This window comes from Pseudoalteromonas sp. T1lg88 (assembly GCF_002964765.1).
In the GTDB taxonomy this organism is placed as follows: domain Bacteria; phylum Pseudomonadota; class Gammaproteobacteria; order Enterobacterales; family Alteromonadaceae; genus Pseudoalteromonas.
Genome location: NZ_PQCF01000032.1, coordinates 737,972 through 751,556, shown reverse-complemented (window position 1 = coordinate 751,556; position 13,585 = coordinate 737,972). Strand labels below are relative to the sequence as shown.

Here is a 13,585-nt window from a genome sequence, read left to right as displayed (position 1 = left end):
TGGCTACGGTGGGCTTGCCACCGTAGCAACTCGTTCAACTACATAATAAGCGGAGAAATGTCGACGCGGCGATTCTTCTCTTTTCCCGCCTGTGAAGTGTTTTCAAACCTAGGATTGCGCTCTCCCACCGATTCATAGCTTAAAACATGCGGCATAACCCCTTGTGCTAACAAATAGGTATACACCGACCGAGCTCGCGCTAAGCCCAAGCTGTGGTTATATGGTGCTGAGCCGCTGTTGTCGGTGCCGCCTGTAATTCTAAACTTAAGCTGTGGATGTGAGTTAATTACAGTAATGAGGTTATCTATACTTGCTCTGGCCTGTTGAGTGAGTACCGCACTGTCGATATCGAAGTGTAAGGATGCGCCAGTAGGCAGGTCGGTTAAATCAAAGTGCTGTAAGGCGATAAAGTAGTTGTCCGCAAAGAAGGTCATTTTCCCCAGGTACAAAGAGTAGTATTGCTGATCCTTTACCCAAAGTTCGTGAAACTGATCGTCTTTGGCAACCACAGTGTTACTAATGCCCAATTTACGCTGCAGGCTATTGGCATTGCCGCACTCAGTATTATTGCAGCTAAAGACAGCTTCATAGCCCATGGAAGACAATTTTTGCCCATAGCCTAGCGTTAATTCTCGGGTTTTATTTGTATTTCCGCGCAACTCAATACCCGATACAAAGGCATAGCTTACCGAGCCTTTATCTTTTTCTAACGCATAACTCAAATCTATAGTTTGGTATTGTTGTGCATAATCGTACGGCGAGTCAAATCCATTAACATCTAATATTTCATTAATATTTTCATCACATTTATTGCCGGTTTCTGCTAAGACTATGTGACTAGAAAGTAAAAATGACATTGTTGCTATAAATTCATTTATTTTCATTATGTTCCTTCATAAATACAAAATTAAATTGATCTAGATTTGGTTTTTATTTTTCCATAGAATGATTTTAAAAGTACCTTTTTGATGCTATCACGTATGAATAAAATCGTCATTCCTATATCATTTCTATTGTTTTTTAATTTCAATGCAAATGCAGATTTAACACTTAATTATGATGTATATTCATTGGGCGAAAATAATAGAGTCGGCACCGCCGTGCTCAAGGTGAGTGATAAAGTACTGCGCACGGATTACCAACTTGAGGGTGAAAACCGCTCTTACATGACCGAGAAATGGACGGGTCGTTATGTCATAGATCATAACCTCAAGAATGCTTTTCTCACTAACTACCAGGTTATGACAGAGCACTATGCGCCGCAGTTGAAAATGATGGCCACACAGATGCCTAATCTAAGCGAGCGCGATATCTATGAATTGGCGTTCGACCCCCAGTCTGATCCCAGCGAGTACCTTATTTATACCCCTAGCGCAAAGCACCAGCTGATAGGCCATAAACCCGAAGACCCCAGCGATATTCGTTTTCGAATTAGTACGTCCCCGACGGTGAGCGGGGTCACCCCCTTAAGTAGTGAGGAGTTTAACTGGCTATTGCAGCGCGTTCGAGAAGACATACGCTTTGGCCTTTCCGGTACGCAACTCACTTATCAGATGAGCGAGTTATTTCGTCATATCAATTACCAACACCATGCCTTTCCATACCGAACTGAAGATATTGATGCTGGCTTTACTCTTGAATTGACAGAAATTATTCGTGGGCCAATAGATGAGCAGCAACTAAAGGTTAACAAAGGCTATATCATTCAGGACGCTACGAAGAGCTATCTGGAAGCACTTGATGCCATAGCCGATGAGCTAGACCAAGAATAAGCGGGAAAATACCTATTGGTTAATCTCGATAGTTAAGAGGGATTTTACATTGCATTGCGATACAGATTGGCGGCAAACACTGCGCCGAGAAAATATCAACTTCATCGACCTTGATGAAATGACCTCCCGCCTTGATGAGGAGGCGTTGACTGGCGCTGTGGTCGTTTATAGTTGTGGCTGCGATTGTCCACTGACACTTGAGCTCGAGGCGCTTGGTAAGGGCGCCAGAGGAGTGATTTATAAGGACATGGGTGCGCAAGAGCTGAATGAAGCCATTAAGGCGCTCAATAACAATATCCGCTGGTTTTCTCGTGCCGCCATGTCGACCTTTATCGATCAGGTACAGAAAAGCCAGGCGGAAAAATGCCAGTTGCAGTCGCTATTAACCCGTCGAGAACGTGAGATAGCTCAGCTGATCATCCAAGGCCTGTCCAATAAAGAAATCGCCTTAGAAAAGAAAATTGCCGAGACCACCGCCAAGACCCATGTGCAAAACTTATTACGCAAATTAGGGGTGAAAAATCGCACTCAACTCGTGGGTTATCTTTCAGATTTTAATTTTTAGTGGTTATTTAAAATATTAAATTTGAGTTAATACTCCAATCGGATGATTGGTCGTTTGTTTTTATTAATCTAGAATGATTTTGTTTTATTAATTATGCATGGAGAGAAAATGAAACAACGTCAATTAGGCCAGGGTATGGTCGAGTACATTATTATTGTTGCTCTTATCGCTGTATCTGCAATCGGTGTATACAGTTTGTTTGGTCAAACAATTCGTAACCAGGTATCAGGCTTGGCGACCGAAGTAGGTGGTCAAAATTCATCTGCACAAATTAAAGCAGCACAGGATTCTGCAAAAGATGCGCAGGATAACGCCGATCAAGAGTACAACCTGGGCAACTACAACGAAGGTGCGGCTCAAGAGAGCGGTGGCTCAGGTAACTAATAACTCCGAACGCTAAACATGGGGAAGTTGTCATGATGCTACAACTACGAAAACAGCTGGGTCAGGGCATGGTTGAGTACATCATCATTGTTGCTTTGATCGCCGTTTCTGCGATTGGTGTTTACAGTCTTTTCGGACAAACCATACGTAATCAGGTGTCAGGCCTGGCGACGGAAGTGGGTGGCCAGAACTCGTCGGCGCAAATTGATGCGGCACAGAGTTCTGCTGATAAGGCAACTACCAATGCCGATAAAGAATATAACCTGGGTAACTACAACGAAGGAGCCGCACAAGAAGGTGGTTCTGGTGGTGGCTCGGGTGGTTCCGGCACCGTAGATTAACCTCGTTTTATTAGCGCTAGGCAATTAAAAGAAATAGGGGGCCTGGCTCCCTATTTCTTTCTTTAAAGGAATTCGATAATGCACAAGGAAAAGGGTCAGTCCCTGGTGTTGGGACTTATATTTTTATCGATAATCGTCTTATCTTTGCTGTACTTATTTAATGTCTCACAGCAGAACTTGCATAAAACCCGGCTCCAAAACTTCTCCGATGCCGCAGCATTAAGCGGGGCTCAGTTATTGGCTCGTGATTTGAACTACAAGGCCTACACCAATCGCGCCATGGTGGCCAATCATGTGTCCGTGGCCCAATACGTGGGCTTAGCGTCTTGGGGCAATATGACCGAAGAAACGACGCGCAATATATCCCGTATTATGTATTTTATCCCCCCGGCGGCAGCCATCGCTTCGGCGATAGAATCGGCCGTGACCCAAATCAATCAGTATATGCAGCCGGTGCTTGAATATGCGGTGATGTTTACCGATGGCGTCAATCGCCTGCTTTCAAGATCGCAACAGCTGATGAGTTCCGCAACCATGGTCGCGGCGGTCGATACCACCAATAAGGTATTAAAAGAAAACAATCAAAACGCCGATATCGATACTATCTCTGCGCTTGGCGTTGCCAATTATGTGGCAAGGGACTGGGTGAGTTTCCAGGGGCGTTTTGACAGGCGAGATAACACCGGCCGTTACGATGACCATTTTAATTTGATCGTCGATTCTCGCGATCCCTTCAGTAAAAAGCGTTCGTTCAATTGGCCTTTTCCTTTTTCGGCTCATTTGTTCCCGGTGAAATATAAAGCCAAGCAAGCGGGTGGAACCGAGCTATTTAACAATGGCGAACGTGACGCGGAAACTTGGAGTGGTATGGATACCTTCAGCTTTCATTTTCATAGATTCAGCTGTAAGCGATTTCGCTGTAAGTGGCGTGGTGGTGAACGCCCGGTAGGTTGGGGCGCAGCTCATGCGGGTGATGATCAGGATACAACGAATTATACCGCGCGCCATTATTATGGCCGCTCTCGGGCCATTAACCGCAAGGCATCGCGTTACGCCTATATCAATGAAAGCGAGATGAATAATGCCTACTCCGGTTTGCAGCCCTTTTATGACATTAAACAAAGTCAGAATAAAAACGTGGCGCCAAAATTCACCATCGCTGTGTCGCAAAAGCGAAAAAATATTCGCACCTCGGAGCAGCTAAATATTGGCACTGGCGGACCGGCGCAGACCAACGTCAACTTAGAAGAGCATACAGCCACTCCCGACGGTGAATTGTTAGTGCTCAGTAAGGCGAAAATTTACTATTTTCGTGACCGTGCTCTGTGGGGGCGCTCCGACTCTAAATGGGAATACGGTAACCTATACAACCCATACTGGCAGGTTACCCTGGATGACACCACCAATGGTGAGCGGGGCATGGTTGCTGCGCTCGCCTTTGCGGCGCAGGAGAAATAGTGATGAACAAGCAAGCCGGTCAATCCCTGGTAGAAATGGGCATCTTTGTGGCTTTTATCGTTGCCCCTTTAATGTTACTGGTTCCGTATTTTTCCAAGTTGATTGAGGCCCGTCACTATAACGATATGGCCGCCCGTTATGTTGCCTGGGAACGCACCGTATGGTTTGAACGCGCCCCAGGCAATTGGTCGCGCAGCAGCGGTAATCTGGCCATTAAGAGCACCCCCGACGTGGTTGCTCAGGTACCCCATCGCATTATTAATGGCCATGAGTCGATGATTTTTTCCGACGCCAGCGCGCAGACAAAGAAGTGGCACGAAGATAAGGCGGCGCAGCACTACCGCTTTAATCAAGCCGGCCAGGATGACAGCCAGTTTCTGTTAGCCGACTATAATGACGGCAAGGACCAAAACAATAAGCAATACCTGGTTAATACGCTCAATAATGAGCGCGTGCCAGGCAAAGTCACCTCGTTACTTAATTCGGCTATGTCGGTATTGAAAATAGGCGGACTGTCGTTGGAAACCCGCGGCATGTATTCGGGCAGCAGCAAGATTAAGGTAAACAGCCATAAGTTGCTGGAAAACGTCAATGGCGATCTACTCGCTAGTAACACCCAAAATAATAAGCGCCTGGGTCAGTTTGAAATAGAAATGGTGTCTAAAAACTACATAGTCGCCGATGGTTGGAATGCCGGCAGCCAAACACACAACAGAAGACGGGTTCAATCCCTGGTGCCAGCGAACCTGTTGAACATATCCTTGTTAAATAATTTACGAAGACTCTTGTCGAATATTCCTATTGCTCGGCCTATTCGCCCAAGTAGCTTGAAACTCGGCCACACGGATGTTGAAAAACTGCCTGCGCACAGAACAGGAAATAACACGGATGCTAATGATGAATAAATCGCTACTTATATCGGCGCTGTTACTTTTCAGTGCCAGCGCCTTTGCAAAGATAGACTTTCCGGAGCAGGCGATGGTCACGACCGTCTCCGATGGCATGTTGGTTAATGGTAAAAAGGTCAAGGCCTGGACATTTTCGGCGCAGCTGTCGAGCACTGACATTGCCGCCTATTACACCCAGCTATGGCAAGGGCGCAGTGATAAGTTCGACGATCAGACGCTTAGTGGCTGGCGGATCATCAACGCCCTCATAGACGATACGCTCTACACAGCTAAAATCCCCGAGTTTAATGCCGAGGACAATCTGACTTATGTCAGCTCGATGCAAGAGCCGGACTCCGAACTGCTGAAATTGGACAGAGCCCTGGAGAATTTCCCCAAGCCCTTGGGCACCTATGTAGTGACAGATGTTAAAGCTAAGGACGGGGTTAAGCTTTCTAACACCTTGTTGATGCGCAATAGCCTGTCTATTGCCGAAAACCTGAATTTCTATGACAGCTATTTTAAAAAGTACGGTTGGGATATAGAGACCTCGGCCTACACCCAAGACCAACAAAGTGGCGTGTTTATGGCCCGTAAAGGTCCGGAGAATATCAACATTACTTTTGATAGAGAGCGTCAGTATTCAATCATTACGGCGGTACGAGTCGATGTACAACTTTAAACGAACTAAGGGGCAGTCAACGGTTGAATACGCCATTGTCACGGCGGCACTTGCCGGCGCGTTATTGACCCCGGTTCCGCGTTCGGAGCTGATAGAAAACACTTGGCTCAAAGATTATCAGGGCAAAAATGTGATGACTATTCTAAATGACAGGCTCAAGCGCGCATATAACGCCTACAGCTACGCAAAATCTTTGCCACCATTGCCAAAAACAAGTCGGTAGAAAATAACAAGGAAGTAATCGATGAAGAAGCTTAAGTTTCTGGATAAAAACTGGGTGATCCTGCTCATTTCCCTGCTCCTCGGCGGGGTGGCTGCCTGGTCCGTGGGCAACTATATGAAAGCAAAAGAAACGGAAATGCAGGAGCGTTATAGCCGTAACAACATAATAAAAGTGCCGGTGATAGTGGCAACCAGGGAGCTTAATAAGGGCGACATTATTGACCAGTCCGCCGTTGCCGTACGTGAAGTACCACAAGATTATCTGGCGCCAGGCGCTATGCACCCGCGCGACTTTGCCGAAGCCGACGGGCAAATGTTGCTTGACCATGTGGCAAAAGGCCAACCCATTTTACGCTCGTTTTTACCAGGTAAAGGGGTGGAGCAATTTTCTGACATCATAGCCGATGGCCGCCGGGCGGTGACCATCAGTATCGATGAGCGCAATTCAAACGCCGGTATGCTGGTTGCGGGGGATAAGGTTGACCTGTTCTTACTACGCGAAAATAAGGATGAGGCTAGCCATGAGGCCAGCCGTTTGGATCTCTTGATTGAACGTGTGACCGTACTTGCGACCGGCAAGGTGACCCTGGATAAGCATCGCGAGCTGGTCGACGAGATTTACTCCGATCCGTCCAACTACAGCACGGTCACCTTAGACTTGAGTGCTTATGACGCCGCTCGGGTGACCCTGGCCAAAAAGCATGGCGACTTTGTCGCACTGTTGAGAAACCGCCGCGATGCACTTGAGGTTGAACATCAGTCGGTGAATTCCGATGTTCTTTTTAATAACGGGGGGTCCCAGCGCCAGGTTGAGATCATTATTGGCGGTCAAGGCGCTGTCGCAAATGGCGTACATACCTTGGTCGAAGAGCCATCACAGTCGCCTTTGGCGCTAGATTACGCATCTAAGAACAAGAACTTATAATTGAAGTACAGATAAGGGAATATTTATGAAGGCGTCACTGAAGACACTTGCAGTCTTGGTATTGTGCTTATATCAAGGTGTGGTGTTCGCTACCGTTCAGACCATTGATATGCAAGTTGGCACCATGGATTTACTGCCAATTGAAAAAGTTAACCGTTTGGCCATTGCCAAGCCCGGCGTGATCAGCGCCAAGGTGCTTGATGATGAGCATGTCTTGGTTATCGCCGAAGGCGAGGGCAATACTGAGCTCCAGGCCTGGGATGGCGTAGGCAATATTATCAAGATTCAGATTAAGGTGTCTGAGTTCAATAGCGACGAGCTTGAAACTCGAGTTCGTGCGCTGCTTAAAGGGATTGATGGCGTTGAGGTGCGACAGGTCGGCTCCCTGATTGTATTAAACGGCGAAGTGGACGAGCCCGAGCTTGAAAAGATCAACACCATAGCGTCGAGCATCCCCAATGTGACCTCGCTGGTTTCGTCCAAGGTGCTGTCGATGCAGCAAATGATCCGTATGGATGTGGACATTGTTGAATTAAGAAAGCGCAACTTAAAAAACCTCGGCGTACGTTGGGATAGCAGTGCCGCAGGCCCGGCGTTTGGCGCAATCAGTAACTGGACCAGCAATGATTTGTTTTCTGTCTCATCCCCCTCGGTGGTCAGTAACTCCATCGTTGACCAACTCGGTGAGACCCTGGTTGGATCAACGAGTTTCGCACATTTTGGCATTGTTTCCGGTTTAACGTCGCAAATTCAGTTGTTATCGGAGCAAGGTGACGCTCGCATGCTGGCACAGCCAACGTTGAGCACCCGAAGCGGTGATAAAGCACGATTTTTGGCCGGTGGTGAAGTACCCATTCCGCTGCTTTCTGCCAATGGTGCCGCGAATGTCGAGTTTAAAGAATATGGCATTAAGTTAGAAATCGAGCCCGTTGCCGATGAGCAGGGCAATATTGTTTCTTTTGTCAGTGCCGAAGTCAGCTCCATAGATCAAGCGGTACAGGTCAATGGCGTTCCGGGTTTTAAAACCCGAGAAACGGAGTCGGTTGTCAATGTTAGCAGTGGCGACACCATAGTTATTTCCGGCTTGGTATCAAGCGAGATGGCCAAAGCGGTAAACAAGGTTCCCTTCCTTGGCTCCATTCCCATCCTGGGGGAGTTATTTAAGTCTCGCGACTTTACCGACAATAAAACCGAGTTGGTTATTTTAGTCACACCCAAACTGGTGCCTATCGAAGGGGAAGATCATCAAAATCGCCTCAAACGCGCTCAGGAAATGATTTCCGAAGCCGATAATCTCGAAGCTTTTTATATTCTTGACTAGGAGCCGCTATGTTTGAAGTGATTGTAAACACGGCCAAAGGCACTAAAGTCGGCACCATAAAATGCAATGAGACAACCTGTGTTATAGGTAAGGATAAGCGCCATCCCGTGGTGTTGCATGGCTTTAAGGTGTCCCGTGAACATGCAAAATTGTATTTGCGCGATGACGGCATCTATTTGGAGGACAGGGCGAGTCGAACCGGCACCCTGGTCAATGGCAAAAGCGTTGAATCCGCAGGCCCCTTGCATGTCGATGATGTGATTGAAATTGGCGGTTATCACCTCAGTGTTATTGCCGCAGAGAGCACCAAAAAGACGCAGCAAGAGCCGCAACAAAGTGTGAATACATCAATTCGCCCCGAGCTTGCCGAGGCTCCCACCTCAGTTACGCCAAACCCATCCGTAAGTGTCAGTAGCCTAGCCGCTAATGCCTCGGTGGCAGCCAATGACACCGAACAAAAGCGCGAAGAAATAAAGCTGCGCAATACCTGGCGAAAGCAGGTACATAAGGAGTTGATCAAACAAATCGACCTGCGCCGCGTTAATGTCTCGGAAATGTCCGATGATGAGCTGCGTACGCAAAGTAAGGGCTTAATTGATGCCATTATCGACAAGTTTGAATTGCCGGCGACTATTTCCAAAGCATCACTCAGTAAAGAAGTGCTCGACGAGACCATTGGTCTTGGGCCTTTAGAGCGTCTGGTAGCAGATCCGGACGTGTCGGAGATCATGGTCAATTCCCACGATGAAATCTTCTTTGAGAAGGCCGGTAAACTTTATCTTTCGGATATCGCCTTTACCGATGATCAGGCGGTACTCGGCGCCATAGAGCGGATTGTGACGCCGCTGGGGCGACGCATCGATGAAGGTCAGCCCATGGTTGATGCCCGCCTTAAAGACGGCTCCCGGGTGAACGCCATTATTCCTCCTTTGGCGCTAAAAGGACCCTGCATCACCATCCGAAAGTTTATGGCCAATAAGCTAGAGGCCGAAGATCTGGTGCGCTTTGGTTCATTATCGCCGGAAATGGTGCGATTTTTAGAAATGGCCGTGGTCAATAAGCGTAACGTGGTGATCTCAGGCGGAACCGGTTCGGGTAAAACCACCTTGCTAAATGTGTTATCGAATTTTATCCCAGATGATGAGCGCATTATCACGGTGGAGGACGCCGCCGAGCTTAAGCTCTATCAACCTAATCTGGTCTCCCTTGAAGCCAGACCGCCAAACCAGGAGGGTAAAGGTGCCATTGAAATTCGTGACCTGGTTAAAAACTGTTTGCGGATGCGCCCTGACCGCATCGTCGTCGGTGAGTGTCGCGGTGGTGAAGCCCTAGATATGCTCCAAGCCATGAACACAGGTCATGATGGCTCACTAACAACCGCGCACGCCAATACGCCGCGCGATTGTATTTCCCGTTTGGAAGTCATGGTGATGATGGCGGGGATGGACTTACCTATACAGGCGATTCGCGAGCAAATCGGCTCGGCGGTCAACATGATAGTGCAGCAATCTCGCTTTAGCGATGGTTCACGTCGTGTCACTTCAATCTGTGAAATCACCGGCGTTGAGTCCAATACCATACAATTGTCCGAAATTTTTAAGTTTAAACAAACGGGATACAGTGAGTCGGGCAAGGTACTGGGCGAGTATGTCGCCACCGGCATGATCCCTGAGTTTTACGAAAAATTGCGCGAGCAGGGGTTGGATGTGGATCTGGGCATTTTCAAGGTTAGCGGTAATGACTAGTTCACTGATCCTGATGATCTTGGTCGGGGTGTCGGTGGCGCTGCTGGTCTATGGCGGCAACTATATTTCCCGTGACCTTGCGGTTAAATACAGAGAAACCTTTACTCACTCGGCTCGGCACAATCTGTCGGATATGTTCTTGTTTATTGAGCCGCAGAAGCTTTTCGCCATGAACATAGTGGGCATGGTGGTGCTGTTTCTACTTATCTGGGCGTACACGGGCACGATTTTTGTCGCTTTCTTAATGGTGGTGTTGCTGTCGTTTGTGCCGACGTATTTGTATAAGTTTTTACAAAGGCGCCGACGTAAAAAGTTTATCTCTCAACTGCCGGATGCGCTGAATATGATCTGTGCCTCAATGCGCTCCGGTTCAAGCCTGATCAACTCAATTGAAGCCATGGTTAAGGAACAGGAAGCGCCGATCAGCCAGGAGTTTTCGCTGTTTTTACGTGAGCAACGCCTGGGCGTCGACTTTAACGATGGCTTGAACAATATGCTGGCGCGTATACCCGAGCAGGACTTTAAGTTGGTGGTGGCGGGCATGCAAATTTCTAAGGAAATAGGCGGTAACCTTTCTGAAACCCTGGAGCGTTTAGCGGACACCCTGCGCAAGAAACTGGAAATGGAAGGAAAAATCGACTCCTTGACGGCACAAGGGAAAATGCAAGGGGTGGTGATGACTGGCTTGCCCTTGTTTGTTGGTTTCGTGCTCTATCACATGGAACCCACCCATATGGCGCGCTTGTTCAGTGAGCCAATAGGCTGGTTGGTGTGTTTTGTCGTCGCGGTGATGTTGTTCATCGGTTACAAGTTCATCAAAAAAATCGTCACAATAGATGTATAAGGACAGTACATGTTTATAGGGATAATCGCCTTATTTGGCCTTGCCATTATGATGGGCTGTTACAGCGTTTATGCGATTAAGAAATCCATTCCCGATGAGAATAGGGACTTTATGGATCCATTGCCTTCATCGCTTCGCACCATCTGGCCCTTGGTGCGTATCGCTGCATATTATATTGGTGAGCGTTTACCCGTGGATTATCTGGAAAAGGTTGCCAAAAAACTGCAGGTGTCAGGCGTATCCTATATTTTGACGCCGGAAGAGTATGTGGGTGTGCGCGTCGTTTCCGCCGTGTTCTTCACCTTACTGGCTTATGCGGGGATGGCGCTGCTTGGGCCTATCGACCCATTAAACCTGTTGATTGCCGCCGTTTTTGGCTCTTTTCTTCCGCTTATTACCCTAAATGATCTTAAAAAGAAGCGGCATATGCAGATCTCGAAGGCACTGCCCGTGTATCTGGATTTTATCACCATGGCGGTGGAAGCCGGTTTGAACCTCACCGGAGGCTTGGCACAGGCCGTTGATAAGGGGCCCGAGGGGCCACTTAAGGTCGAGTTTGAAAAGGTGATCCGCGATCTGCGCGCCGGGGTAACGAAAATCGATGCCTTCAGAGCCATGGCCGAGCGGGTGCAAACATCGGATATCAATAATCTTGTTAGTGCCTTAGCGCAAGCCGAGCGCACCGGCGCCAGCCTGGGTGGGGCGTTGAGGATTCAGGCCGATCAAAGGCGAGTGGAGCGCTTTCAGCGTGCGGAGAAAAAAGCATTGGAAGCGCCTATCAAGCTTATCTTCCCGTTAGTGGCCTTTATATTCCCCGTGACCTTTATCATCTTGTTTTTCCCAATTGTGATGAAGTTTATCTACGAGTTATAGCCATGAAATCAGTATTCATACCCATAGAAGGAAAAGGTGAGTTAGAGCTGTTTATTGCCAATAGCTGGTGGCTGCGCTTTAGAGGTTTACTGGGCAGGGTCATCAAGCCAAACCAGGCCTTACTCATTACTCCGTGCAGCTCTATTCACACCATGTGGATGAACTACAGCATAGATGTTTTGTATTTAGATAAAGAAAAACGAATCGTAGCAATAAAAAGAGATTTAAAACCCTGGAAATTTAGTGCCTGTTCCGAGGCTTATAACCTGATTGAGTTATTGTCAGGGCAGGTGGATTACTGGGGTTTTAAGGAAGGAAATATCATTGAGATATCGGGGTAAATAATGAGGTTCTATTTAGTTTTACTATGCGCCTGTTTGCTGCTGACTGGTTGTGCAAGTTCTCAAAGCAAGGGTGACGCCGAGAAGCTAAACCTAGTGCAGCTAGAAAATCAAGCGGAAACAGCCTATGTCGCCGGTCATCTAGATATGGCAGAGGGCATGTACAGACAATTACTTACTGTGAAAGAAGGTTATGCTCCGGCATGGTTTCGTCTCGGTAATATCTATGCCCGAACTAATCGCCTAAATGCCGCTGTGAGTGCTTATCAGCGCTGTATCCAAATTGATAATGAACATGAAAAAGCCTGGTTCAATTTGGCTGTTACACGCATGCGCCAATCCACCAATGTGATTATACAAGCGCAAGAGCATGTAACAGGTGACAGTATGATCAAAGCACAAATGGACGAGCTTTTTATACAACTAATGAAATTGCAGACAGGGAAGGCAGATAATGCAAAGGCGCACACGGATACCTAGTATCAGAGCCGTTCAAGGGCAGGCCATGGCGGAGTTTTCAATATCTCTGCCTTTTTTAGCGCCTTTTATTCTGGTGCTCATCATGCTGTTGGTGCAGTGGCTTTTCATCTACAAAGAAAAAGTGACCCTAAATGGTGCTGTGTTTGAAGCCGTTCGTGCCGGTGCTCTGAACCATGGCAGTACCGATGCAATGAAAGACGCATTGGCACAAGGCATGATGCCTTTGTTTATGGAAGCCGACACCGATGCTCCTAGTGCCGCCGATGTAGCCACAGCCTATGCAAAGGCGAAGGCATACACGGAAGTTGGCTCGGACATTATTATTTTAAACCCCACGCCCGCTGTTTTTAATAAATTCAAGCAACAGCGCGAATATAAAGGGGTTGGTAAACTCTATGAAATACCTAACGACAACCTGATGTATCGCAGTAGTGCAGCAGTGAGGGTGTTCGATGATGTGAAAATCAATATTCAGGACGCGAATTTATTACAGATAGAGGTTAATTGGTGTAAGCGCTTGGAGGTGCCTATTGCCAATTGGGTTATCGGCGAAATCCTGACATTGAAAAATGTCGACCCCAATCCGCTATCGGATAATTACGTAAATTATATTCCAGGAAAAGAACAATTAAAGTGCAATGCCCTGGGAGCCGCCGCAGGAAATGCGCAAAGCGGCCAAACAGATTACTACATAACTCTTAAGTCCTATGCGTTAATTCGAATGCAATCGCCGTTTCGAATGTAA

General features: G+C 47.5%; 17 protein-coding genes. 16 read left to right on the top strand and 1 reads right to left on the bottom strand.

The genetic code is table 11. The features are described 5' to 3' along the window. Window positions 1-38 precede the first annotated feature (38 nt). Window positions 39-884 (bottom strand): OmpA family protein, encoded by an 846-nt coding sequence (locus C2M34_RS14960; RefSeq protein WP_105259209.1) that lies wholly within the window; start codon window positions 882-884, stop codon window positions 39-41. A gap of 186 nt (window positions 885-1,070) precedes the next feature. Between C2M34_RS14960 and C2M34_RS14955 the strand changes: the two genes are divergently transcribed. The 16 genes from C2M34_RS14955 to C2M34_RS14880 all read left to right on the top strand — a co-directional run bounded on the left by C2M34_RS14955 (window position 1,071) and on the right by C2M34_RS14880 (window position 13,585). Continuing rightward, on the top strand, window positions 1,071-1,772 hold the full coding sequence (locus C2M34_RS14955) for a hypothetical protein (RefSeq protein ID WP_158681462.1): 702 nt from the start codon (window positions 1,071-1,073) through the stop codon (window positions 1,770-1,772). A 49-nt stretch (window positions 1,773-1,821) separates the two neighbouring features. Continuing rightward, on the top strand, window positions 1,822-2,337 hold the full coding sequence (locus C2M34_RS14950; RefSeq protein WP_105259207.1) for a response regulator transcription factor: 516 nt from the start codon (window positions 1,822-1,824) through the stop codon (window positions 2,335-2,337). A 108-nt stretch (window positions 2,338-2,445) separates the two neighbouring features. Then, window positions 2,446-2,721, top strand: coding sequence for a Flp family type IVb pilin (locus C2M34_RS14945; RefSeq protein ID WP_105199890.1), 276 nt, complete (start codon window positions 2,446-2,448; stop codon window positions 2,719-2,721). A gap of 32 nt (window positions 2,722-2,753) precedes the next feature. Continuing rightward, complete coding sequence (locus C2M34_RS14940; protein WP_442792598.1) at window positions 2,754-3,062, top strand: Flp family type IVb pilin; 309 nt, start codon at window positions 2,754-2,756, stop codon at window positions 3,060-3,062. A gap of 78 nt (window positions 3,063-3,140) precedes the next feature. Continuing rightward, on the top strand, window positions 3,141-4,520 hold the full coding sequence (locus C2M34_RS14935; RefSeq protein ID WP_105259206.1) for a Tad domain-containing protein: 1,380 nt from the start codon (window positions 3,141-3,143) through the stop codon (window positions 4,518-4,520). Continuing rightward, window positions 4,520-5,425 (top strand): hypothetical protein, encoded by a 906-nt coding sequence (locus C2M34_RS14930; RefSeq protein ID WP_158681461.1) that lies wholly within the window; start codon window positions 4,520-4,522, stop codon window positions 5,423-5,425. Before C2M34_RS14935 ends, C2M34_RS14930 begins: the two co-directional genes overlap by 1 nt. Continuing rightward, a complete protein-coding gene (locus C2M34_RS14925; RefSeq protein ID WP_105199893.1) occupies window positions 5,418-6,089 on the top strand; it encodes a hypothetical protein in 672 nt (223 codons plus the stop codon). Before C2M34_RS14930 ends, C2M34_RS14925 begins: the two co-directional genes overlap by 8 nt. Continuing rightward, entirely contained in the window at window positions 6,076-6,312 is a 237-nt protein-coding gene (locus C2M34_RS14920; protein WP_105259204.1) for a DUF4244 domain-containing protein, read from the top strand. The genes C2M34_RS14925 and C2M34_RS14920 overlap by 14 nt, the downstream gene beginning before the upstream one ends. Before the next feature lie 21 nt (window positions 6,313-6,333). Further along, window positions 6,334-7,236 carry a Flp pilus assembly protein CpaB gene (gene cpaB, locus C2M34_RS14915; RefSeq protein WP_105259203.1) on the top strand — a complete coding sequence of 301 codons (903 nt, stop codon included), beginning with the start codon at window positions 6,334-6,336 and terminating at the stop codon, window positions 7,234-7,236. Between the two features lie 25 nt (window positions 7,237-7,261). Beyond that, entirely contained in the window at window positions 7,262-8,557 is a 1,296-nt protein-coding gene (locus C2M34_RS14910; RefSeq protein ID WP_105199896.1) for a type II and III secretion system protein family protein, read from the top strand. Between the two features lie 8 nt (window positions 8,558-8,565). Then, window positions 8,566-10,302 carry an ATPase, T2SS/T4P/T4SS family gene (locus C2M34_RS14905; protein WP_105259202.1) on the top strand — a complete coding sequence of 579 codons (1,737 nt, stop codon included), beginning with the start codon at window positions 8,566-8,568 and terminating at the stop codon, window positions 10,300-10,302. After that, window positions 10,295-11,146, top strand: coding sequence for a type II secretion system F family protein (locus tag C2M34_RS14900; RefSeq protein ID WP_105259201.1), 852 nt, complete (start codon window positions 10,295-10,297; stop codon window positions 11,144-11,146). The genes C2M34_RS14905 and C2M34_RS14900 overlap by 8 nt, the downstream gene beginning before the upstream one ends. A 9-nt stretch (window positions 11,147-11,155) precedes the next feature. Then, window positions 11,156-12,019, top strand: coding sequence for a type II secretion system F family protein (locus C2M34_RS14895; RefSeq protein WP_105199899.1), 864 nt, complete (start codon window positions 11,156-11,158; stop codon window positions 12,017-12,019). Window positions 12,020-12,021: 2 nt separating this feature from the next. Beyond that, window positions 12,022-12,360 carry a DUF192 domain-containing protein gene (locus C2M34_RS14890; protein WP_105199900.1) on the top strand — a complete coding sequence of 113 codons (339 nt, stop codon included), beginning with the start codon at window positions 12,022-12,024 and terminating at the stop codon, window positions 12,358-12,360. Window positions 12,361-12,363: 3 nt separating this feature from the next. Continuing rightward, on the top strand, window positions 12,364-12,840 hold the full coding sequence (locus C2M34_RS14885) for a tetratricopeptide repeat protein (RefSeq protein ID WP_105259200.1): 477 nt from the start codon (window positions 12,364-12,366) through the stop codon (window positions 12,838-12,840). Between the two features lie 25 nt (window positions 12,841-12,865). Further along, entirely contained in the window at window positions 12,866-13,585 is a 720-nt protein-coding gene (locus C2M34_RS14880) for a hypothetical protein (protein WP_105259199.1), read from the top strand.